This is a genomic window from Kitasatospora sp. NPDC048722 (assembly GCF_040650235.1).
Taxonomy (GTDB): Bacteria; Actinomycetota; Actinomycetes; order Streptomycetales; family Streptomycetaceae; genus Kitasatospora.
The window spans coordinates 12,118-34,762 of record NZ_JBEZGX010000067.1 but is presented as its reverse complement, the minus strand read 5'-3'; the positions used below and the strand labels follow the sequence as shown (position 1 = coordinate 34,762).

Here is a 22,645-nt window from a genome sequence, read left to right as displayed (position 1 = left end):
GCGGCGGCGCATCGTTCGGACACCTGCCGCGTCTGCGCCTGCCGTCAGGCCACTGGCGCGCCGCTGCCCGCGATCACCTCGGGCCGCAGCAGCGCGCTGAGCCTCTCGGCCGGGAGCAGACCCTTCTCCAGGACGAGCTCGGCCACGCCCCGGCCGCTGGCGAGGGCCTCCTTGGCGATGTCGGTCGCCGCCGTGTACCCGATGTGCGGGTTGAGAGCGGTCACCAGGCCGATGGAGTTCTCGACGGCCGCGCGCAGCACCTCGGTGTTGGCGGTGATGCCGACGACGCAGCGCTCGGCGAGGGTGAGGCACGCCGCCCGCAGGTGGGTGATCGACTCGGACAACGAGTGCAGGATGATCGGCTCGAAGGCGTTGAGCTGGAGCTGCCCACCCTCGGCGGCCATGGTGACGGCGACGTCGTTGCCGATCACCTCGAAGGCGACCTGGTTGACCACCTCGGGGATCACCGGGTTCACCTTGCCGGGCATGATGCTCGAACCGGCCTGCACCGGCGGCAGGTTGATCTCGCCGAATCCCGCGCGCGGCCCCGAGGACAGCAGTCGCAGGTCGTTGCAGGTCTTCGACAGCTTGACGGCGATGCGCTTGAGCACGCCGGACATCTGGACGAACGCGCCGCAGTCCTGGGTGGCCTCGACCAGGTTGGCCGCCGTGACGAGGGGCAGCCCGGTGAGCTCGGCGAGGTGGCGGCGCGCGGACTCGGCGTATCCGGCGGGCGCGTTGAGGCCGGTGCCGATCGCGGTCGCGCCGAGGTTGATCTCGTGGATCAGCTCGACGGCCTCCGCGAGCCGGCTGCGGTCCTCGTCGAGCATGACCGCGAACGTCGAGAACTCCTGCCCGAGCGTCATCGGCACGGCGTCCTGCAGTTGCGTGCGGCCCATCTTCAGGACGTCGCGGAACTCGACGGCCTTGCGGGCGAAGGCGTCCTGGAGGACGGCCATCGCGTCGAGCAGGCCGCGGACGGCGAACACGGTCGCGATCCGGACGGCGGTCGGGTAGACGTCGTTGGTGGACTGGCCGAGGTTGACGTGCTCGTTGGGGTGCAGGTGGCGGTACTCGCCCTTGGCGTGCCCCAGCAGCTCCAGCGCCCGGTTGGCCACGACCTCGTTGGCGTTCATGTTGGTCGAGGTGCCGGCGCCGCCCTGGATGACGTCGACGACGAACTGGTCGTGCAGCCTGCCGCCCCGGATCTCTCGGCAGGCGGCGACGATCGCCCCGGCCTTCGCGGGCTCCAGCAGGCCGAGCTCCTCGTTGGCGAGGGCGGCGGCCTCCTTGACGGCGGCGAGGGCGTCGATGAGGTGCGGGTAGGCGGAGATGGACGTGCCCGTGATGGGGAAGTTCTCGGTGGCGCGCAGCGTGTGGACGCCCCAGTAGGCGTCGGCGGGGACGTCGCGGTTTCCGAGCAGGTCGTGTTCGCTGCGGGTGGCGGCGGTCATGGGTGTGCGGGTCCTCTTCTTCAGGGAACGGCGGGTCGGGTCACGCGGGGGCGAGCAGGGCCGACGGGTCCAGTGCGGCCACCGGCCGGACGCCGCCCACGGGCCGGCCACCGCCGGTCGCCGGCTCCCCCGCGAACCCGGTGAGCAGCCGCGGGTCGACTCCCGCCAGGGCCAGCCCGGCCGCTGCCACCGGGACGCGTGCCCGGTTCGCACCGTCGGCGATCTTCACGGCGACGGCACGGCCGTCCGGCAGCGCGGCGATCTGGACGCCCTCGAAGCCGTCCTTGGCCAGCAGTCCGGGCACCGCGTGCATCAGCGCGGCCACGTCCCGTCCGGCGCCGGAGGCCATCTCGGGATGCGCGCGCAGCGCGCCCGCCACCCGGGACTCGGGCGTGCCGCGCGCGCCGGTGGCGATGCGGGCGGCGGCGCGCGCGAGGCCGTGCAGGGAGACCGCGAACAGCGGGGTGCCGCAGCCGTCCACGGTGACGTGCGCGATGCGCTGGCCGGTGAGCTCTTCGACGGTCGCGGCGATCACCCGTTGCAGCGGGTGGGTGGGATCGTCGTAGTCCGCCGGCGGCCAGCCGTTGAGCTTGCAGAGGTAGAGCATCGCGGCGTGCTTGCCCGAGCAGTTCTGGGCGAGCCGGGAGGGCGGGCGGCCCTCCCGGACCCAGGTGTCGCGGACGGCCGGGTCGTACGGCAGGTCCGGCACGTTGCGCAGGTCGTCCTCGGCGAGGCCGGCGAGGTCCAGGATCCGCCGGGCTCCCGCGAGGTGGCGCTCCTCGCCGGAGTGGCTGCCCATGGCGAGGGAGAGCAGTTCGCCGTCGAGCGGCAGCCCTGCTCGGACCATGGCGACGGCCTGGACCGGCTTGAGCGCCGAGCGCGGGTAACAGGCGGCCTCGATGTCGCCCAGCTGGAACCGGACCCCGCCGTCGCGGCCGAGGACGACGACGGAGCCGTGGTGGGTGCCCTCGACCACTCCGCCCCGGGTGACGTGGGCGACGGGCACGTGGCGGGGCTCGCGGATCGCGGGCGCGTCCGCGAGGGGACTGCTGAACATGACTGCCTCGATCGGTGGTGGAGGTGCTGCTGACCGGTGTGCCGACGGGTGGCGGCCCGCGACGGGGAGTGTGGCGGACCGTCAGATCCGTTGAGGGGCAGCCTGGTTCAGCCGTCGGTGTCGGCGGCGGCGCGCGCGATCCGTCCGCGGATCGCGTACCAGCCGGCGACCAGCGCTCCGACGATCAGCGGCAGGCACAGCACGGTGGTGCGGCCGGCTCCGCCGTCGGCGTACATGAGGACCAGGACGGAGACGAGGAAGGCCAGCGTGACGAGCTCGGTCCACGGCGAGCCGGGCAGGCGGTAGCCGGGCCGGGTCAGTTCGCCCTGGCGGGTCTTGCGCCAGAAGAGGTAGTGGCAGACCATGATCATGCCCCAGGTGGCGAGGATGCCGATCGCCGCGAAGTTCAGCACGATCTCGAACGCGTCGGCGGGGACCACGAAGTTGAGGCCGACGCCGAGGACGCACATGCCGCTGGTCAGCAGGATGCCGCCGTAGGGCACCTGGGTGCGGCTCATCCGGGCGGTGAACCGGGGGGCCGAACCGCTCACGGCCATGGAGCGCAGGATGCGGCCGGTCGAGTAGAGGCCGGAGTTGAGCGAGGACATGGCCGCGGTGAGGACCACCAGGTTCATCACGCCGCCGGCCGCCGGGACGCCGATGTGGGAGAGCACGGTCACGAACGGGCTCTGGCCGGAGCTGTACCTGTTCCACGGGAGCAGCATCGACAGGAGGAGGACCGAACCGACGTAGAACAGGCCGACGCGCCACATGATCGAGTTGATCGCCTTCGGCATGATCTTCTCGGGGTTCTCGGTCTCCCCGGCCGTGACGCCGACGAGTTCCACCGAGGCGTAGGCGAAGACGACGCCCTGGATGATCAGCAGCATCGGCATCAGGCCGTTGGGGAAGATCCCGCCGTTGTCGGTGATCAGGGACGGACCGGGGACGGCGCCGTCGACCGGGTGCCCGGTGACCAGCAGGAAGATCGCGATGCCCATGAACACCAGCAGCGCGCCGACCTTGACGATGGCGAACCAGAACTCCAGCTCGCCGAAGATCCGCACCGAGATGAGGTTCACCGTGAGGACCACGGCCAGGGCTATGAGCGCGATCACCCACTGCGGGACGCTGGAGAACAGGTGCCAGTAGTGGGTGTACGTGGCGACGGCGGTGATGTCGGCGATGCCGGTGGTCGCCCAGTTGAGGAAGTACATCCAGCCCGCGGTGTACGCGCCCTTCTCCCCCAGGAACTCCCGGGCGTACGACACGAAGGCACCGGAGGACGGGCGGTACAGGACGAGCTCGCCGAGCGCGCGCACGACGAGGAAGGCGAAGACGCCGCAGACGGCGTACGCGACGAACAGGGACGGCCCGGCGTCGGCGAGCCGTCCGCCCGCGCCGAGGAAGAGGCCGGTGCCGATGGCACCGCCGATGGCGATCATGTTGACGTGACGGGGCTTCAGGGACTTGCTGTAGCCGGTGTCACCGGCGTCGACGTGACGGGTCGTGGGGCGCTTCTCGTCCTTGAGGAACTGCTCGCTCACGCCTCGGCTCTGCCTTCCGTGGGGGTGTGCGTGCGCCCGGGGCGCACGATGTCGGTCAGGGTCGCCTCGACGCGGTGGAGGTGGTGCGACATCGCCGCGACCGCGTCGGGCTCGGAACCGTCGACCAGCGCCTCGACGATCGCCCGGTGCTCGCAGTTCGACTGCTCGCGCCGGCCGCCGAGTTCGTTGAGGAAGGTCGACTGACGCGCCAGTGCGTCACGGATCTCCTCGATGACCCGGCGGAAGACCGGGTTGCGGGAGGCCTCGGCCACCGCCAGGTGGAAGACGGTGTCCAGCGCGACCCATGCGGTGGTGTCGGTCTCCCGCTCCATCCGGTCGAGCAGGTGGGACAGGTGGTCCAGGTCCTCCGGGGTGCGGCGCAGCGCCGCGTACCCGGCGACCGGGATCTCGACGTGCCGGCGCACCTCCAGGAGGTCGCTGGCCGCGTAGTCGCCGAACGTGGGGTCCTCGACCGTGTTCGCCACGACGAAGGTGCCCTTGCCGGTCTTCGAGACGGTCAGGCCCATGGCCTGGAGGGCCCGGAGTGCCTCCCGCAGCACGGGCCGGCTGACCTCCAGGGTGCGGCACAGCTCCGCTTCGGAGGGGAGCTTGTCCCCGACGACGTAGTCGCCGCGCTCGATGGCGCCGCGCAGGTGCCCGAACACGGCTTCCATCGCGCTCACGCGGCGGGGGGCCGACCCTGCTGTCTGGCTGTCTGACAGGTTCACGGGCTGATCCTGGGGGTTGCGACCGAGCGGTGTCAAGGGGTCGGCGCCGACGGGACGGCGAGCGCTGTCGCCCGGACGGCGTGGGCCCCCCGATCGCCCGCCCGGCCCGGACGGGCGTCGGCACTGGACCGCGCGGCGGCCACCAGGGCGTACACCACCGCCGAATCGAAGGCCATCTCCGGGTGCCACTGCACACCGACGGCGAAGCGGTGCCGGGTGCTCTCCACCGCCTCCACCGTGCCGTCCGCGGCGTGGGCGGCCACGACCAGACCTGCCCCGAGCCGCCCCACCGCCTGGTGGTGGTGCGTGGCGACCTGGCTCGTTCCCGGCAGGAGCGCCCCGACCCGGGTGCGCGGGACGGTGGTGACGGCGTGCGAGCCGAAGTGGCCCGGGTGCACGTTGTGCCCGTCGTGCCCCACCCTCTCGGGCAGGTGCTGGACCAATGTCCCGCCCGCGTGCACGTTCATCAACTGCATTCCCCTGCAGACCCCGAGCACCGGGATGTCCCGCGCGAGACCAGCGGCCAGGACGGCCAGTTCCCACCGGTCGCGTTCACGGACCGGGGCACCCGAGCACGGGTGCGGTTCCGCTCCGTAGAGCGCAGGATCGAGGTCCTCGCCGCCGGCGAGGACGAGTGCGTCCAGTCGCGCGACGACGTCGGCCGCGGCCTCGGGAGCATCCGGCGGCAACAGGACCGCGCGGCCGCCCGCGGCCTGCACGGCACTGGCGTACGCCGCGGGCAGGAGCACTGCGGGCAACTCCCACTCTCCCCACTGGGCGTCGGTGAGGTAGGTGGTGAGTCCGACAAGCGGCTTGGGCATACCACTTCCTTTCAGGGGCTGGGAGAAGATCGTCGACGGCCGTCTCCTCGGCAGACCGCCCGACCGGCGCGCGTACGGACGGACTGCGGAGGAGGGGGTGCACGGCACTACGGGCACACGGACGCGCCCGAGGACGGGGGAACGGTTCGCTGCGGGCCCGGGAACGGACACTCAGGCATCCGGCACTTGCGCATCCGGGCCGCGAGCAAGAATCCTGCTGCCATTCACCCTTAAGCACAAGAAAAGACGTCTTCGCTACAGATAAGTGAGTCTTAACCCCGTGCAGAGCCTCGACCCCCGCCTGCTCGCCACCCTCGAAGCCGTCGTCCGCCACGGCTCCTTCAACGCCGCCGCGCGCGAGCTCGGCTACAGCGCGCCCGCCGTCTCGCAACAGGTCGCCGAACTCGAACGCCGCACGGGCCTCAGAGTGCTGGAGCGCCGACCCGTGCGCGCCACCCCGGCCGGCGAGGTCCTCCTCGACGCCGAACAGCGCGTCCGGAGCGCGCTGGCGGCGGCGTCCGTGGAACTCGACGCCATGCGCGCGGGCACGGCCGGACGGATCCGGCTCGGCGCCTTCGCCTCCGCCGCCACCGGCATCGTCCCGCAAGCGCTCGCACAGCTCCACACGACGTACCCCGACGTGCAGGTCAGCCTCTCCCAACTGGAACCCGACGCGAGCTACAACCGCCTCAAGCGCGGGGACATGGACCTGGCCCTCAGCTACGACTACGACTTCATCCCCCTGCCGGCGCCACGGACACTGCGCCGGACACTGGTCGCAAGGGACCCGGTCGTGGCGGTGGTCCCGGCCGACCACCACCTCGCCGACCGGGACGTCATCGACCTGGCGACCCTCGCCTCCGAGACGTGGATAGCAGCCCCGGAGGCGGCGCTGCGCCTGGAACTGCTCGCCCAGATGGCCAAGACACCGGGCTTCCAGGCCCGCCTGGAGTACGAGGGCGACGACTTCAACACCGTGCTGGGCTTCGTGGCCGAGGGCCTTTGCGTCGCCGTCATGCCCCAGCTGGCCCTCCCCCGCGGTAGCACCCGGGTCGTGGCGCGCCCCCTGGCCGACCCGGAGCTGACGCGCTTCATCTACGCCGTCCGCATCGACACCCGACACACCCCGCACGCCCTGTTGGCCCTTGAGCAGATGCTCGCCGCGCAGGCGCTGGCCGCCCTGTCGTGAGGCGCGTCCCACGTCCCACCCCTGCAAGCGGACCCGCGCCCTGCGGGTCCGCTCACCGCTCCGGCTGGACGCTCTGGTCGGCCGTGAGCCGCTCCCGCCACTCGGCCACGGCGCCGGGGGACATCGCCGCCAGCAGGGCGATCGCCTCGTCGTCCCGTCCGTCGGTCCAGCTGAGGACCCGGGTCAGGATGGTGTTCCGGACCAGTCGGATCTCCTTGAGCAACTCCTCCAGGCGCTTCAGCTCCTCCCCGGTGGCGGCGAGCGTCTCGTCCACCGCCGCCCGCTCCTCGGCCCGCTGCTGCCGCAGGTAGGCCGGCAGGCCGGTGAGGACCACGCCCTCGTCCGCCGCAGCGCTGCGGAACGTTTCGGCGAGGTGGTCCAACACGCAGTCGGGGGCGTCGGCGAGACTCGCCCCCGCGACCTTGGCGGCCTCCCAGCTGCTCCGCCCGGCGTCGCTGCTCCGGAGCCAGAGCCGGGCCTCGACCGGGGTGCGGTCCCCGCAAGCGGCCGCCCGATAGGCGTACAGGGCCGCGCGGTGGCCGTAGAAGGTGTATCCCTCCTCGATCCCGACGTCCGCCGGGGCACACATCCGTCCCGGCACGCCGGCGTAGCCGGAATCGGGCGCGTAGGCGGCGTAAGCGTCCAGTTCGGCGTCGGTGGCCGTCGCCCAGGCCGGGTCGCACAGCTCCGGGTTCCGGGCGAGGAAGTCCGCCACCTCGACCCGCCATCCGGGGACCCGGCTCATGCGGGGTCCGGCCCAGGTCACCGCTCCCGTCTCGTCCAGCGCGTAACGGCAGCCCTGTTCGAGATCGGTCCAGGCCGTGGCAGCCTCGGCGGACCACTCCAGGTCCGCGGTCGGGCCCACGCGGTGCAGCGAGCCGATCACCCGCTGGACCACGGGCAGGATCCGCTGGGCCAGTGCGTAGAGCTCCTGCGCGGTGAAGAAGCGCCAGGTGCAAGCGCCCTGCTCGTCGACGGCTCGGTGGGCGAGCAGCAGCGAGAAGACCGCCGGGGACGGCAGGGCGCCGTCGCCCAGGTCGGATCGGCGGTGGCCCGGGAGTCGGGGGACGGCATCCCCGTCCTGCGTTCGCCAGTCGGTGTCCCCGAACCACACGGCGCCGGTGCCGGCGTCGACGGCCAGCCACTGCTGGTACCCGTTGCCCGGCCCGAACCGCTCCTGGTAGTGCTCGGCCTGCCGGTCGTGCCACACGTATTCCGCCGGGGGCGGGCTGAGTTGGACGGCGACGAAGCCTTCCTGAGGGGTGTAGCCGACCACGACGTGCGCGGTCGGTTTGCTGTGCTCGGTCCCGGACATGCGGCTCCCTCCCGTGCCGGACCGTGACTGATCCGCCACTTTACGACACTGAGCCTGCCCTGCGAGGGCCACCCCGATCAAATCCGATCACATGCGGTCTTGTCGCCCAGACAAGTCCGCACACGACCGGACCCGACGAGACTGCGGCGGTCACAGAAACCGGATCCCCCTCGCCAACGAGCAGGAGGCGGAGCGGGCTTGACACCACGTCGCCGCACCCCGCAGGATCGCCCCATCAACCTGTCAGACAGTAGGACAGGAAGCCCGGGTCACGGCTCGTCAGCACGACGGAGGCGATGCATGTCCTGCACCTGCGCAGTGCCGTCGAGCACGGTCGGTTCATGACGCCGACCGGCTCTCGGCCGCCCGCTTCGCGTCCCGCCGGGCCGTGGGTCCCCTCTCTCGGCACCCCTCCGGCGCGGGCATGGAGAACGCTCACACGTCCGTCGACTCCCGACACCCTCGTGGCGGGCACCTCCCGTCTCCTCCGCTCAGCCGCCGATCGGCAGGACGGACGTGGGCTCGGTGACCGCCAGGGGCTCCCCGGCCGGGCTCAGACGGCCGGTGGACGGGTCGCGACGGAAGGCCGTGACCGTGTCGGAGCGCTGGTTGGCGCAGAAGAGGAGAAGGCCGTCGGCGGTGAGTGCGATGTCGCGCGGCCACGTCCCGCCGCAGGGAACGGCGGTGAGCAGTTCCACGGACGCGCCGTCATCGTGGACGGCGTGGACCGCGATCGCGTCGTCGCCGCGGTTGGTCGTGTAGAGGAAGCGGCCGTCCCCGGACAGCCGGACCGCGGCGGCGGAGTTGGGGTTCGGCGCGCCCGGGTCCTGTCGGGTCTCGACCTCGGCGGCCGGTTCGAGGCGGCCGGAGAGCCCGTCCCAGGTGCAGACGGTGAGGGTCGAGGAGAGTTCGTTCAGAACATAGGCGTACCGGCCCGACGGATGGATCACGAGGTGCCGGGGGCCTCTGCCCGCCGGCAGGTGCACCGTCCGGTGGGCGGTGAGCAGGCCGCTGTCCGGATCGAAGGCGTAGACGTAGACCCGGTCGGTACCGAGATCGGTGCACAGCAGGAACCGCCCGTCCGGTGAGGGAGCCGCCATGTGGGCATGCGGGGACGTGAGCAGTTCCCCGGACGCCTCCCGGCCTGGATGCCGGAGGATCTGCACCGGCTCGGCAGCGGCGACCGTGCCGTCGGTGCCGACCGGGACGACCGAGAGGGCGCCGTCTCCGTAGTGCGCCGCGAAGACGTGCGAACCACTGGGGTGGACCGCGACGTGACAGGGGCCCGCACCACCACTGGCAGCGGCAGCCGGCGGCCCACGGAACCCGGTGTCGGGATCCACCCGGAGGGACACGACCCCTCCGACCGCCCGTTCCAGGACGGCGTGGACGACCCCGCGCGTCGGATCAACAGCCGCATAGGAGGGGTGGTCCAGCGGCACTGTCCGGACGAGGCTCATGGCGCCGGCGCCGTCGTAGCGGACGACGCACAGACCCGCTCCGGGAGCGTCGGCAGGGGCGGCGCTGCCGACGACCAGGAGTCCGCCGGACGACACGGTCGGAGGGTGATTCACGAATGCCTGCTCTCTGCTCGTCGGTGCGAGGGGCGCCGTCGTTCTGCAAACAGCCCAATCCAGCCCACGAACCGCCTGTCTGAGGGCTTGTGACATCGAGCGATCCGCTTCACGGGACTTGGGATCAGCACACGTATGCTCGCCGGTGTGGCCGGCGACGAGGAGGCGGTCCAGGGGTTCGCCGAAGCCTGCGGCGGCGCTGAACCCCAGGTCGGCGAGATCGACGGCTGCGGGGGCAGGGCCATCGGGCTCACGCCACAGGCCGGTGCGGTGTCACCTTCCCAGCCATGCGGTCACACCGGCCCAGAGGCCCCGGCGCTCCCGGCTTTCGGGCAGGGGCACGGGGTGCTCGGTGCGGGGAGCAACCGTTGTCCGCGGCTGCGGACCTTCCGGCGCGATGCCCTGGGCCCGGGCAGCCGAAAGCCAGCTGGGGAACTCGGCGAGCATCAGGTCGTACAGCTTCGCGTCGGAGATCTTCTGAGGATCACGCCCCAGATGGAAGAAGCCGGCGTTGTCGACGGGCCTCTTCTCCGGAACCGCCAACTGGTCGAGCTTGCGCAGGAAGTCGAACTGCCTGCTGTCCGGGTCGCCGAAGCCGATGAACTGCCAGAAGATCGGCAGCTTCGCCGCCTCGCACAGGCGTGCTTCCGCCGCGCCCTTGTTGATCGGCCCGCCGTCCGTCTGGAACAGGACGAGGGCCGGGGCCGTGGAACCGCTCTCGCGGTAGTGCCGGACCACCGCGTCCATCGCCACGTGGTAGCTGGTCTTGCCCATGTGGCCGAGACCGGCCACGATCCGGTCGATCCGGCCCTCGTGATCCTCCAAGGTGATCTCGGTCTGGGCGTCGACCTCGGTGGAGAAGAAGAGGACCGGCACGCTCCCGTCGTCGTCCAGATTGGCCGACAGTCCCAGGACCCGGTCGGCCAGCGCCTGGACGCTACCGTCCCTGTAGAAGGGCCGCATCGAACCGGAGTAGTCGATCACCAGGTACACCGCGACGCGCTCACCGCTCAGCCCACGCCGCTCCACCGAGGCGTCGGCCGTCTTGTAGAGACTCACCAGCGCAGGCGCACTCCGCTCGACCTTGTCGAGACTGACGGCCATGTGTCACTCCCCCAAAAAACACGCAGGTCAAGCGGCCCTGAAACCCAGCCGGCAACACGACCGGAACCGGCACCCACACTACCGCGAAACCGGTCCCGGGCCGCGGCTCGCGCAGCATGCCAGATCGAGGTGGAGGTCATCGGGAGGTTCCCGGCGATATCGGGGAAGGACGGGCGGTTCGGGCCCTGTCCTCCGCCGGGTCCTGCCGTAGAGGAGGGCCCTACACACTCACCAGCACACCCGCGGTCCCGTCCCCGTCGTCCTGCGCCCCGAGCGAGATGACCTTGGCCGACCGCGAAACCCGAAGCGCTCCCGTGGAGTCCTGTTCGATCTCGTACCCCCAGGCGGACAGGAACGCGTAGATCATCTGGTGCACGTAGTCGCGCGCGGTCTGATGAAGCATCACGGCCTTCCCGTTCACCAGTCCCTCCGAATGCTCGGCCGCCGCGGCCTTGCGGGTCTTCAGGGGTGCGAACCACTCCACGGTGGCGCTGCCGCCGTTCGCCGTGACGACGACCCCCTCGGCTGTCCGCCGGTCCCCGGTGGAGCTGACGGGCAGCCCGACCCCGCTCAACAGCTTCGTCAGATCCGCCTCCAGCGGTGCCGACCGTCGCGCCTCACTCATGCCGAACTCCTCATCCGGGAAAGGAGATCCAGTCTCCCTGACCGATCCCGACCAACCGCCCGAGAAGCCCGGATTGCACTCAAACGGGCGATACCGCCCGCAGAGCTACGGCCGCAGAGCTACGACCGCAACCTCGCCGCACGCGACTCCAGGTAGCGCTGTTCGGCGGTGCTCGCCGTGGCCCTGGCCGCGCGGCGGAAGTGGTCGTGGGCGGCGGCCCGGTCGCCGGTGCGTTCCAGGAGGTGGGCGCGGACGGAGAGGAGGCGGTGGTGGGTGGCCATCCTCGGGTCCGCGTCGAGGCTGGCGAGGAGGGCCAGGCCCGCCTCGGGGCCCTCGGTTTCGGCGAGGGCGATCGCACGGTTGAGGGTGACCATCGGGTTGGGGGCGATGCGTTCGAGGATCAGGTAGAGCGCGTGCACCTGGTGCCAGTCGGTCTGCTCTGCCGTCGCCGCGGCCGCGTGCGTCGCCGCGATCGCGGACTGGAGCTGGTACGGGCCGAGGGCGGGGCCGGCCAGGGACGCCTTGGCGAGGGCCAGGCCCTCGTCGATCAGGGTGCGGTCCCAGTCCGTCCGGTCCTGGTCGGCGAGGGGGACCAGGTCGCCGGCGGACGTCGTCCGGGCCTCGCGGCGGGCGTGGGTGAGGAGCATCAGGGCGAGCAGCCCGGTGACCTCGGGGTCGTCGGGCAGCTGGGCATGCACCGTGCGGGTCAGGCGGATCGCCTCGCGGGCGAGGTCGGGGCGGTCGAGGTCGGCGCCCGAGGTGGCGGTGTAGCCCTCGTTGAAGATCAGGTAGAGGACGTGCAGGACCACCCGCAGCCGATCCTCGCGCTCCGCGCCCTCGGGGAGGGTGAAGGAACCGCCGGCGGCCCTGATGCGCTGCTTGGCCCGGCTGATCCTGGCTGCGAGCGTGGCCTCCGGGACCAGGAACGCGCGGGCGATCTCGGCGGTGGTCAGGCCGCCGACCGCCCGCAGGGTCAGGGCGGTCTGGGAGGCCGCGGTCAGCGTCGGGTGGCAGCACAGGAACAGCAGGACGAGCGTGTCGTCGGTGTCCGGCACGTCCTCGGGCCGCACCTCGAACGCCGTCGCCGCCTCGCGTTCGCGGCGCGCGTGGTCGCTGCGCATCCGGTCGACGAGGCGGCGGGAGGCGACCGTCACCAGCCAGCCGCGCGGATTGTCCGGCACGCCCTCGTCCGGCCACTGCACGGCGGCCGCGAGGACGGCCTCCTGCACGGCGTCCTCGCAGCCCTCGAACCGTCCGTGCCGCCGCACCAGCGTGCCGAGGACCTGCGGCGCGAGTTCACGCAGCAGGTCCTCGAAGTCGTGCGCCGCCGTGCCGTGCGGACTGCCGGGGGTCGTTCCGGGGGTCATGCCATGCGCCTTGCCGTACGTCATGCCTCCAAGTGTCCGTCGGAGAACATGACCTGGCGCACCTCGACCCCCAGTCCCGGGATCGCGGCGTCGGGGATCTGCGCCGCGAGTTCGATCGCGCGCTCCTTGTCCTCGCAGTCGACGAGGTAGAAGCCGCCGAGGAACTCCTTGGCTTCCAGGAACGGGCCGTCGGTCACCACCGGCTGCCCGTCCCGGACGGTCACCACGGCCGCCTGGGACGGGTCGACCAGCGCCTGGGTGACGATCAGCTCGCCGGACTCCTTCAGTGCGTCGATGAACCGGCCGTGGCCGGCGCCGATCGCCGCCTTCTCCTCGTCGGTCAGCGCGTCCAGCACGGCCGGGTTGATGTGCAGGCCGATCACGAACTTCATCGCGTGCTCCTCGCGGTGCGCGGGCCCCGGCGGGGCCCTCTCGACCGGTTGGTCGGAGCCGCCGGCGCCGTCTTGACATCCCTCGGGACGTTCCCCGGAGAAATTTCCCACGACTCTCTTCCCGCCGCACGGCCCTCGCGCGTCCTGCGGATGTCAAGAACGCTCCCCCGGCTCCGACCAGCCCGCGCAACGTACGGAGATCCGGAGGTCACGAAGATGCGAGTCGAACGGGCATGGCCGGCCCTGGCCGTCCTGATGCTGCCCACCCTGCTGGTCGCGATGGACGTGACGGCGCTGCTGCTCGCGCTCCCGCGGCTGAGCGCGGACCTGGGCGCCACCAACGTCCAGCAGCTGTGGATCAGCGACGGCTACGGGCTCACGGTGGCCGCGCTGGTCATCACGATGGGCACCCTCGGTGACCGGATCGGACGCCGGCGGCTGCTGCTCACCGGCGCCGCGGCGTTCGCGGTGCTGTCGGTCGCGGCGGCCTTCGCCACCGACCCACTGGTGCTGATCCTCGTCCGGGCGCTGCTCGGCGTCGCCGGGGCGACGCTGGCGCCGTCCACGCTCGCGCTGATCACCGACCTGTTCCGGGACGGGCGGCAGCGCGGGCGGGCCATCGCGGTGTGGGCGACCTGCCAGTTCGCCGGGGGCGCGCTCGGGCCGGTGCTCGCCGGGTTCCTGCTCCAGCACTTCTGGTGGGGGTCGGTGTTCCTGGCCGCCGTGCCGGCGATGGCGGTGCTGCTCCTGACCGGGCCGTTCCTGCTGCCGGAGTCCCGCGGCGACCGGTCGGGGCGGCTGGACCTCACCAGCGTGGGGCTGTCGCTGGGGGCGGTGCTCCCGGCGGTCTACGGGCTCAAGCAGCTGGCGGTCGGGAGCGCGCCCGCCGTGCCTTCTGCGGCCCTGGCCGTGGGCGCGGCGGTCGGCACGCTGTTCGTACGGCGCCAACTGCGCCTGGAAGCACCCCTGTTGGACCTCCGCCTGCTGCGCAGCCGCCCGTTCACGGCCGTCCTCCTCGCGCTGGTGTTCGCCGGCGTCGCGATGGCCGGGACGGGCCTGTCGGTGACGCAGTACCTGCAGAGCGTCCTCGGGCACTCGCCGCTCGCGTCCGCCGTGCTGTTCGCGCCGATGGGCCTGGCCGTGGCGGCCGGCACGATGGGCTCGCCGCTCCTGGCCCGGCGGGTGGGCCGGCCGACCGCGATCACCGGCGGGCTGGCGTTCTCCGCGCTCGGCGGCCTGCTGCTGACCGCCGTGGACGGTCCCGGCAGCCTGCCGCTGGTCATCACCGGCGTCGCCGTCCTGGCGCTCGGCACCGGCCCGCTGTTCGCGCTCGGCACCGGGCTCGTCATGGGTTCCGTCCCGCCGGAGCGCGCCGGATCGGCCGCGGCGATGTCGGAGACCGGCAACTACTTCGGCGGCTCGCTGGGCTTCGCGCTCCTCGGCGCGCTGGCCGCAGCGGTCTACCGCGCCCGCACGCACGGCACATCCGACTCGCTCGCGGGCGCGGTCGCCGCCGCCGGGCACCTCCCGGCCGACCGGGCCGCGGACCTCCTGCACACCGCGCGGGAGGCGTTCACCTCCGCGCTGCACGTCACCGGTGCGGTCGCGGCAGTGATCTTCGCCGCCCTGGCCGTCCTGACGTACGCGATGCGCCCGAAGGCCCCGGACGCCCCGGCCGCGGCCCCCGGCTACGAGGCCGCTCACGCATAGGGGACGGGACGGCCTCGCCGCTCCCCCGGGTACGGGCGAGCGGCGGGGCCTCAGCACTTCGTCGCTACGGCAGCGGCACCGTCGTCAGCGTGCCCGCCGGCACACCGCTCAGCGCGCCGTCCATGGCACCGCTCCAGATCGGCCCGGCCAGCGTGCCGCCGAAGGCCTGGTCGACGACGTGGCCGCCGATCCGCTGCCCGTCCAGCGGCTTCTGCACGGCCGTGTCGCTGACGACCGTCGCGCCCGCCATCTCGGGGGTGTAGCCGACGAACCACACCTGGCGGCTGCCGTTGGTGGTGCCGGTCTTGCCCGCGCTGTCGCGGCCGGAGAGACCGGCCGGCTTGCCGGTGCCGTCCTCGACCACGCCCTTGAGCATCGTGGTGACGGTGTCGGCCGTGTCCGAGGACATCACGGAGGTGCAGTTCGCCTCCGGCACCGCCAGCTGCCTCCCGTCCGGGCCGGTCACCCCGGTGATCGCGGTCGGCTTGCAGTAGGTGCCGTGCGCGGCGAACGTCGCGTAGACGTTCGCCATCTCCAGCGGGGTCAGCGAGTTGCTGCCCAGCGTCATCGACGGAACGACCTGGAGCTTCTCGCCGCCGGCCTGCGCCGTGATGCCCAGCTTGTTGGTCATCTGGGCGACGGAGCACAGCCCGGCGTCGGCCTCCAGCTTGGCGAAGTAGGTGTTGACCGACTGCGCCATCGCCGTCTTCATGTCGAACTGGCCCTTGAGGGTCGGGCTGTCGTTGTGCAGCGTCTCGGTCGACGGGAACTTGCCGCCGTTGCAGTCCTTCATCGCCGGCCACGGGATGCTGTAGTCCGTCGTGTAGCTCTGGTTCGGCGCGATGCCCGCCTCCAGGGCCGCCGCCGCGACGATCGGCTTGAACGTCGACCCGGTCTGGAAGCCGGACCCGCCGCCCATCGACTTCTCGACGTTGTAGTTGATCTGGGTCTCGTGCTTGGTGTCGTCGACGCCGTACGGGCGGCTCTGGCCCATGGCGAGGATCTTGCCGGTGCCCGGCTGGACGATGCTCATCGCCGTCGCCGCCAGGTCGCCCGGGTACACGCCCTTGGTCACCGAGTCGTTGAGCGCCGCCTGCGCCTTGGGGTCGAGCGTCGTGTGGATCTGCAGGCCGCCGCGGTTCCACAACGCCTTCCGCTCGGCCGCGCTCTTCCCGAACGCCGGATCGGTCAGCACCACCTGGCGCGCGTAGTCGCAGAAGAAGCCCTCGCCCTGCTTGGCCGTGATGCACCCCTGCGGCGACGACTGGATGTTCAGCCCCAGCGGGCTCGCGATCGCCTGCTGCTCCTGCTCCTTGGTGATGTGCCCGAACTCGGCCATCTTCTTCAGCACGGTGTCCCGCCGGGCCTTGGCGTCGTCCGGGTGCGCCACCGGGTCGTAGCCGCTCGGCGACTGCTCCAGGCCCGCCAGCAGCGCGGCCTGCGGCAGGGTGAGGTCCTTCGCGTGGACGCCGAAGTAGCGGTGGGCCGCCGCCTCGACGCCGTAGGCATGCTGCCCGAAGTACGTGATGTTCAGGTAGTTGGTGAGGATCTGGTCCTTGGTGAGGGTCTCCTCGACCTTGATCGCGTACTTCAGCTCCTGGATCTTGCGGCCGACCGTCTGCCGCTGCGCCTCCTGGACCTTCGCCGGGTCGTCGCCCGCCTCCTCGACGAAGACGTTCTTCACGTACTGCTGCGTGAGCGTCGAGGCGCCCTGGCTGCTGCCCGTGGCGGCGTTCTTGTTCAGGGCCCGGAGGACGCCCTTGAGGTCGATCGCGCCGTGCTCGAAGTAGCGGTTGTCCTCGATGTCCACGAGGGCCGTCTTCACCAGCGGGGAGATCTGGTCCCCGGGGACGATCGTGCGGTCGCGGTCGTAGACGGTGGCGATCACGCCGCCCTGCGCGTCGTAGATCGTCGATGCCTGGGACAGCGGCGGGGTCTTGAAGTCGTCCGGGAGGTTCTGGAAGTCGTCGGCGGCGGACTGCGCCCCGAGGCCGACCGCCCCCACCGCCGGCAGGGCTATGCCCGCCACGACCACCCCGGCTATGCCGCTCACACCGAGCAGCCGCACACCGGCCCCGAGCTTGTTCACACCTGTTCCCCGCCTCTTCTCTCGCATGCCGCGACCATACGTGCACGACATGAGAGAACCGGACGGAAGTCCGCGCAGCACTGTCACTGCTTTGTCACAGCCTTGCAACGAGGCGGAATGCGGGCCTCACCAGGGGCGGAACCGGCCCGGGGCGCGAGGCTGCGCTCACACCCGGTGACCACACACCTTCGGTGCGGTCAACCAACCTCCCCTTCGGCACCGACCCCGGAGGGTGCGGGCTCCGTGGCACCCTGGTCGAGCCGGAACGGCGGATACACGTCCGTCATCAACGCCGCGTACGCGACGACACGCAGCACCCAGCGGTTCAGTCCCACCAGGAGGTCGAAGATGCCCGCGGGGTAGCGGGCCGTCGCGGCCAGCGCCACACCCGCGTACAGCGCCAGCAGTCCGATCAGACCGCCGCCCCAGACGTCGCGGGAGCCGCCGAGGAAGATCCCGGCCACCAGGTAGTGCGGCAGCGCCAGCAGCCACCACTTCACCAGCACCAGTCCGCGGGAGAGCTCGCCGGGGTAGGCGATGGACAACCGCGCCGGATAGTCCGGTTCCTCCCGGAGGCTGAAGGGCGGGTAGCGATCCGTGCCCAGGCCGCCGTACGCGTAGTACGAGACGCGCCAGGACCACCGCAGCACACCGACGTTGAAGTCGAAGATCCCCCGCGGATAGCGGCCGGTGAACAGGACCGCGAAGAACACGACCACGGTCAGCAGCAGGAACACCACCCACAGGACGCACAGCACGATCCAGTGCGGGATCACCAGGATCCACTTGACCAGCCACAACCACCGCGACAGCGGCAGGTCCAGCCTGGCCTCGACCCGGACGGGAGAGGGCTCGGGAACAGCCATGACGGTCACCTCCTCGCCACCTCCCATACTGCGCCCGTCCTGCTCCGCGAGCAGCCGCCCGTCCCACCGACGGGGCGGGGCCCGGGCCCGGGAGGATCGGGTCACCCGTCCGACAGCACGTCCGGCCGAGCAGCCAGGGCCCGCTGTTCGGCCGCCGCCCTGACCGCCCGGAGCGTTCCGCGCAGGACGACGCCGACTCCCGGGGAGACGAGCGTCCAGTAGCGGGCGAAGCGGGCCGTGGATCCGGGGTCGGTGCACGCGGTCCGCGCCTCGTAGGTGAGCAGGCACCGCCGGGTGCCGTACGGGTGGACCACGAAGGCTGCCGCCATCTTCGCCCAGCCGGCCTCGCCGAACGACGCGAAGTGCTCCGGTTCGACCCTCCGCCACTCGATCGAGGCCTGCCAGGGCTTGCCGACCGCACCGAAGGCGAGCTCGCGCCCCGGGTTCTCGCCCAGCGGGACCCAGGGCTGTTCCGCCCAGGCGTCCCCGGCGCCGTCGAACAGGTCGGCGACGCGCATCGACGGCGGGGTCGGAACGGGCCGGCCGCGGAGCCGGTCGGGCAGCCCGCGGGCCCACATGGCCGCGGTGAGGAGTGGGTGGTCGAGGGTGAGCAGGTCCAGCTCGCGCGCCGCCCGGTAGGCGACGCGAGGCGCTGCGGCGAGGGCCACGCATTCGAGGCGGGAGAATCCGAACCCGGGCAGCACACCGTCGAGCAACAGCGTGCCGCCGGCTGGATCGAAGGTGGCTCCGGCGCTCATCACGGCCTCCCCGGTTCCCCGGTCACGACCCGCCCGAGCCGCACGCGCAGGTTGTGGAACTGGCGGGTCTGCATGACGAAGTGGGCGGGTTCCCAGAACAGCAGGTCCATCGGTTTCGTGAACGCGCGCGGGCGGCCCCGGCCGTGCGCGCGGACGACCAGGCGGGTGTTCTCGCCGGCCGGTTCGAGGTGGAAGCCCCAGACCGAGCTGACGAACGCCCGAGGCGCGCCTCCGGCGGCCGGGTCGAACGGCCGACCCGACGGCATCCTCGAATCGGCCCGCAGCACCAGGGTCCGTTCCGGCACGAGGACCGCGACGGTGAACCAGGCCCGGCCGCTGGGCACCGAGGAAAGCCGCTGCCCCACCACCAGGCTCTGCCACTCCGGGACGAGACGGTCGGCGCTCGGCCGCCCGCCGTTGTCCAGCCGGTCCCAGCTGTACCAGCCTGCGCGGTCGTAGCCCATCTGCAGCAGCCACGGCCACACCGCCGAAGGCGGCCCCGGCAGGGTGGCGGCCATGGTCGAACCGCCGTCGGCACCGGGCACGAGGCCGTCCCCGGGACGGGACCGCAGGGTCTCCTCGCTCGTCGCGCCCCAGTCCAGCATCCTCGGCCGCAGAACCAGGCCGTACAGCGACAAGACGACGGCGGCGGCGGAGACCACGGCCACCCGGACCGCTCCGCGGGGTTCGCCCACTCCCCCAGCCTCGCCCGTCGGACCGGGCGACGCCACCGGGCGACGGGCCGTCGCCGCGCCCGTGCTCCTGCCCGCGCCCGCCGCCGGGGCGGCCCGCCCACGACCCCGCGGGCTGCGCCCGGCCTCAGCGGCGGGCGGCCTGGCGGGTGCGGCGGACGATGCGGTGCAGGCGCTGGAGGGCCACGAAGCGGCGCATCCGGTCGGCCAGCGTCAGGCTGTACTTGAGGCGCAGCTGGGCGTTCAGGCCGGCCAGCTGCTCCGAGCCGATGGCCAGGAGCAGCCGGCTGACGTGCCGCTGGTAGACCTCCCAGTACGGGCGGTCGCCGTCCGGGAGGGACCAGAAGAACATCGGGATCTCCTCGACCAGGCAGTTCCGGTCGTAGGCGCGCAGGTGCTCGGCGAACTGCGGCTCGGGGCGGGCCATCAGCCACTCGCGGACCAGTTCCATGGAGCGGACCCGGTCGATCAGGCCGCGCGGGTCGGTCTTGCGCTGGGTGATGGACAGCGCGCCGTCCTCGCGCACCCGCCAGTGGTACATGGGTTCGGAGATGACGTCGACGCGCTCGGCGAGGAAGTGGTGCGGCACGCTGACCGGGGCGTCCTCGTACAGGAGGCCCTCGGGGTAGAGGATGCCCGCGCCGTCGAAGAACGAGCGCCGGTAGACCTTGTTCCAGGCGGTGCGGTCGGTGACGAGCGCGGGCAGTTCGCTGACGTGGGTGCGCAGCCGGGTCTCGCGGAACGCACGGCGGTGGCCGTGCGAGGGGGTGAGTCCGCTCGTGCGCAGGCGCATGGCGTTGCCGGTGGCGAAGTCGGATCCGGTGTCGTCGAGCGTGCGGATCATGAGCTGGTAGGCGTGCGGCGGCAGGGTGTCGTCGCTGTCGACGAAGGTCAGGTACTCGGTGCCGGGGGTGAGGTGGCGCCAGCCGGTGTTGCGGGCGGCGCCGAGGCCCTTGTTCGTCTGCTGGACCAGCCGGAAGCGCGGGTCCTGCTCGGCGTAGGCCTTGGCGAGGAGGGCGCTGTCGTCGGTCGAGCCGTCGTCGACCATGACGCACTCGAAATCCTCGAAGGACTGACCCGCGATCGAGTCGAGGCACTCTTCGAGGTAGCGCTCGACGTTGTAGATCGGGACGACGACGGACAGACGCGGGGCCATCGGACGGCCTTTCGCTCAGAGGCGGACGGGCCGGGCAGGGCCGGCGATTCCATCACCTACAGTGATCTGCGGTGGCCCCAGTGTAGAGAACACGCGCGACCGTTGGACCAACAGCGGACGGATTCCGGTTTGCGTTCCGGTGCTGCCGTTGTGTCCGTGGTCGACCGGGGTCGAGCCGCGGGGCCACTCCGCCGGCGGTCACCAGGGCACGACCTGCCCCTGGTGGTCGACGAAGTGCAGACCGGGCTCGCCCCGGTGCTGCTCGATCGTCCCGGCCACGCCGGGAACGCTCTCCTCCACGCTGAGATCGGCTTCGGGGCCGCCGAGTTCGGTCCGCACCCAGCCCGGGTCCATGAGGATCAGGGTCCGGCCGTCGGCGGTGTGGCGGGCAGCATAGCAGCGCATGAGCTGGTTCAGCGCGGACTTGCTGGCCCGGTACAGGTCCTGGCCCCCGTCGGTGTTGAGGGTGAGGCTGCCCTGGTCGGAAGACATGACGCCGATGGTCCCGGCCGGTGCGACCAGCGGGCCGAGCACCTCCACGACGCGCATCGGGCCGAGCGCGTTGGTCACCATGACCTCGGTGAACATGTCCGTCGGGACGTCCCCGATCGGGAGGTCGCCACGGGTGATGGCGGCGTTGACGAAGAGCAGGTCGAGGGTGCGCCCGGCCGTGGTCAGCCGGTCACGCAGCGCTGCGATCTGGTCGGGTTCGGTCATTTCCAGGGATTCGACGGTCAGCCGGCCTCCGGACGCGTCGGCCAGGTCGTGGAGGCCGGTGCGGCGCTCGCCGCGGACGGTTCCGATGACGTCCCAGCCGCGGCAGAGGAGTTCGGCGGCGAGCCCGAGGCCGAGGGTGCGGGAGGCGCCGATGACGAGGGCGGTGCTTCGGACGTCGGTGCGGGTGTCGGTCATGATCCGAGTCTCGGGGGCGCCCCGGCGGCCGTCCAATGCCCTTCCGTGCACATTGATGCCGTGCGGACATCGGTGCAGGGTGTGCATTGATAGCGTGCAGAGATGGATCTGGATCTGCGCAAGCTCCGCTACTTCACCGCGGTCGCCGAGCACGGGAGGTTCGGCCGGGCGGCCCGGGAGCTGTTCATCACCCAGCCGGTCCTCAGCCGGCAGATCCGGGCGTTCGAGCAGGAGTTGGGCTGCGAACTGTTCGTCCGTACCACGCGCAGCGTCGAGCTGACGGCGGCCGGGCGGCAGCTGTACGAGGAGGCTCGGCGGATCACGACGGTGGTGGACGGCGCCGTCCGGCGCGTCCAGGAGGCCGCGCGGGGCGAGCGGCGGCTCGTCGTCGCGTTCTCCCCCGGCCTGCACGTGTCCGAGGCGATACGGGAGTTCAGCGCGCGCCACCCGGACGTGGCGGTCGACGTCCTCCCGCTGCGCTGGTGGGAACAGGACGCGCCCCTGCGCGACGGCCGCGCGCACGTCGGCCACCTGCGTCACCCCTTCGACGCCGCTGGCCTGCGAACCGTCCCGATCGGCCGGGAGACCAAGGTCGCCTGCCTGCCCGCGACCCACCCGCTCGCCGGCCGTCCCAGCCTGACCACCGCCGACCTCGCCGGCGAACCGGTCCTCGACGCCCGGACGCGGCGAACCTCCTCCCTGGACGAGAAGTTCGAACTCATCGCCTCCGGACAGGGCATCGCGCTCGTCCCCCTGAGCATCACCGGCTCCTACTCGCGGCCCGACCTGCGCTACCTGCCCGTCACCGACTCCTCGCCGGTCGAAACCTGCCTGGCGGTCCTGGAGGGCCCGTGCGCGGAACCGGTACCGGAGTTCCTGTCCATCGCCACGACGGCGCTGCGCCGCGCTGCCGCTGCGGCCGACCGGGGAGCGGTCTGATCCGCGCGAACGCGAAATCATCCGATCGAGGGGCCGGTCGACCGGAACGCCCATCGTCCTGTGCGCGGACAGTACGGTTCGTGCCCACCGAAGACGAGTTGAGGTGGTCCGATCGGTGCGACCCGCAGACGGGTGTCGAGGTTTCCCTGGCGGCGGGGGCGTCTCGGCCGCGTCCACGTTCGCGACCCGGGGCGCGGCCGGGGTCGCGACGGCCCCGGCCGCCGGCAGCGGCGCCCCCGAAAGCCCGGACCGAGCACCGTTCCCCCACAGGGGGAGGTTCTCCAGCAGGTCCGCCATGCCGCCGCACCCTCCTCGCTCCGTTCCGCCACCATCCCTTCACTGTGCGTGAA

Annotated in this window: 20 protein-coding genes; 3 read left to right on the top strand and 17 right to left on the bottom strand. The window is 71.9% G+C overall.

Features of this window, described 5'->3' with window-relative positions; genetic code table 11:
- Positions 1 to 44: 44 nt before the first annotated feature.
- The 5 genes from aspA to AB0C76_RS34670 all read right to left on the bottom strand — a co-directional run bounded on the left by aspA (position 45) and on the right by AB0C76_RS34670 (position 5,607).
- Positions 45 to 1,454 carry an aspartate ammonia-lyase gene (gene aspA, locus AB0C76_RS34690; protein ID WP_359973334.1) on the bottom strand — a complete coding sequence of 470 codons (1,410 nt, stop codon included), beginning with the start codon at positions 1,452 to 1,454 and terminating at the stop codon, positions 45 to 47.
- Positions 1,455 to 1,494: 40 nt separating this feature from the next.
- A complete protein-coding gene (locus tag AB0C76_RS34685) occupies positions 1,495 to 2,511 on the bottom strand; it encodes an asparaginase (RefSeq protein ID WP_359973332.1) in 1,017 nt (338 codons plus the stop codon).
- 107 nt (positions 2,512 to 2,618) lie between these two features.
- On the bottom strand, positions 2,619 to 4,058 hold the full coding sequence (locus AB0C76_RS34680; RefSeq protein ID WP_359973330.1) for an amino acid permease: 1,440 nt from the start codon (positions 4,056 to 4,058) through the stop codon (positions 2,619 to 2,621).
- Positions 4,055 to 4,732 carry a FadR/GntR family transcriptional regulator gene (locus AB0C76_RS34675; protein WP_359973360.1) on the bottom strand — a complete coding sequence of 226 codons (678 nt, stop codon included), beginning with the start codon at positions 4,730 to 4,732 and terminating at the stop codon, positions 4,055 to 4,057. Before AB0C76_RS34675 ends, AB0C76_RS34680 begins: the two co-directional genes overlap by 4 nt.
- 86 nt (positions 4,733 to 4,818) lie before the next feature.
- A complete protein-coding gene (locus AB0C76_RS34670; RefSeq protein ID WP_359973327.1) occupies positions 4,819 to 5,607 on the bottom strand; it encodes a gamma-glutamyl-gamma-aminobutyrate hydrolase family protein in 789 nt (262 codons plus the stop codon).
- 265 nt (positions 5,608 to 5,872) lie between these two features.
- On the opposite strand from AB0C76_RS34670, the gene AB0C76_RS34665 reads away from it, so the two are divergent.
- Positions 5,873 to 6,796, top strand: coding sequence for a LysR substrate-binding domain-containing protein (locus AB0C76_RS34665; protein ID WP_359973325.1), 924 nt, complete (start codon positions 5,873 to 5,875; stop codon positions 6,794 to 6,796).
- A 52-nt stretch (positions 6,797 to 6,848) separates the two neighbouring features.
- Here AB0C76_RS34665 and AB0C76_RS34660 read toward each other — a convergent pair whose 3' ends face one another.
- The 6 genes from AB0C76_RS34660 to AB0C76_RS34635 all read right to left on the bottom strand — a co-directional run bounded on the left by AB0C76_RS34660 (position 6,849) and on the right by AB0C76_RS34635 (position 13,173).
- Positions 6,849 to 8,111, bottom strand: coding sequence for a hypothetical protein (locus AB0C76_RS34660; RefSeq protein WP_359973323.1), 1,263 nt, complete (start codon positions 8,109 to 8,111; stop codon positions 6,849 to 6,851).
- A gap of 491 nt (positions 8,112 to 8,602) precedes the next feature.
- Positions 8,603 to 9,667 (bottom strand): lactonase family protein, encoded by a 1,065-nt coding sequence (locus AB0C76_RS34655; protein WP_359973321.1) that lies wholly within the window; start codon positions 9,665 to 9,667, stop codon positions 8,603 to 8,605.
- A gap of 291 nt (positions 9,668 to 9,958) precedes the next feature.
- The gene (locus AB0C76_RS34650; protein ID WP_359973319.1) at positions 9,959 to 10,789 is read right to left on the bottom strand and encodes a VWA domain-containing protein; all 831 of its coding nucleotides are present in this window, start codon (positions 10,787 to 10,789) and stop codon (positions 9,959 to 9,961) included.
- Between the two features lie 220 nt (positions 10,790 to 11,009).
- Complete coding sequence (locus AB0C76_RS34645; RefSeq protein ID WP_359973317.1) at positions 11,010 to 11,414, bottom strand: hypothetical protein; 405 nt, start codon at positions 11,412 to 11,414, stop codon at positions 11,010 to 11,012.
- Positions 11,415 to 11,533: 119 nt separating this feature from the next.
- Positions 11,534 to 12,781: a DUF6596 domain-containing protein gene (locus AB0C76_RS34640; protein ID WP_359973315.1), complete on the bottom strand. Its 1,248-nt coding sequence runs from the start codon at positions 12,779 to 12,781 to the stop codon at positions 11,534 to 11,536.
- A 20-nt stretch (positions 12,782 to 12,801) separates the two neighbouring features.
- On the bottom strand, positions 12,802 to 13,173 hold the full coding sequence (locus AB0C76_RS34635; protein WP_359973313.1) for a YciI family protein: 372 nt from the start codon (positions 13,171 to 13,173) through the stop codon (positions 12,802 to 12,804).
- A 216-nt stretch (positions 13,174 to 13,389) separates the two neighbouring features.
- On the opposite strand from AB0C76_RS34635, the gene AB0C76_RS34630 reads away from it, so the two are divergent.
- Positions 13,390 to 14,883 (top strand): MFS transporter, encoded by a 1,494-nt coding sequence (locus AB0C76_RS34630; RefSeq protein ID WP_359973311.1) that lies wholly within the window; start codon positions 13,390 to 13,392, stop codon positions 14,881 to 14,883.
- A gap of 64 nt (positions 14,884 to 14,947) precedes the next feature.
- Here the strand turns inward: AB0C76_RS34630 and AB0C76_RS34625 are convergent, their stop codons facing one another.
- The 6 genes from AB0C76_RS34625 to AB0C76_RS34600 form a co-directional block, all read right to left on the bottom strand.
- Complete coding sequence (locus AB0C76_RS34625; protein WP_359973308.1) at positions 14,948 to 16,972, bottom strand: transglycosylase domain-containing protein; 2,025 nt, start codon at positions 16,970 to 16,972, stop codon at positions 14,948 to 14,950.
- A 197-nt stretch (positions 16,973 to 17,169) separates the two neighbouring features.
- Positions 17,170 to 17,838, bottom strand: a complete 669-nt coding sequence (locus AB0C76_RS34620) for a DUF4389 domain-containing protein (protein WP_359973306.1) — start codon at positions 17,836 to 17,838, stop codon at positions 17,170 to 17,172.
- 101 nt (positions 17,839 to 17,939) lie between these two features.
- Complete coding sequence (locus AB0C76_RS34615) at positions 17,940 to 18,596, bottom strand: hypothetical protein (protein ID WP_359973304.1); 657 nt, start codon at positions 18,594 to 18,596, stop codon at positions 17,940 to 17,942.
- A complete protein-coding gene (locus AB0C76_RS34610) occupies positions 18,596 to 19,291 on the bottom strand; it encodes a hypothetical protein (protein ID WP_359973302.1) in 696 nt (231 codons plus the stop codon). The genes AB0C76_RS34615 and AB0C76_RS34610 overlap by 1 nt, the downstream gene beginning before the upstream one ends.
- A gap of 124 nt (positions 19,292 to 19,415) precedes the next feature.
- Positions 19,416 to 20,444, bottom strand: a complete 1,029-nt coding sequence (locus tag AB0C76_RS34605; protein WP_359973300.1) for a glycosyltransferase — start codon at positions 20,442 to 20,444, stop codon at positions 19,416 to 19,418.
- Positions 20,445 to 20,642: 198 nt separating this feature from the next.
- Positions 20,643 to 21,356: an SDR family oxidoreductase gene (locus AB0C76_RS34600; RefSeq protein WP_359973297.1), complete on the bottom strand. Its 714-nt coding sequence runs from the start codon at positions 21,354 to 21,356 to the stop codon at positions 20,643 to 20,645.
- A 102-nt stretch (positions 21,357 to 21,458) separates the two neighbouring features.
- On the opposite strand from AB0C76_RS34600, the gene AB0C76_RS34595 reads away from it, so the two are divergent.
- Positions 21,459 to 22,295, top strand: coding sequence for a LysR family transcriptional regulator (locus AB0C76_RS34595; protein WP_359973295.1), 837 nt, complete (start codon positions 21,459 to 21,461; stop codon positions 22,293 to 22,295).
- The last annotated feature ends 350 nt before the right edge of the window (positions 22,296 to 22,645 follow it).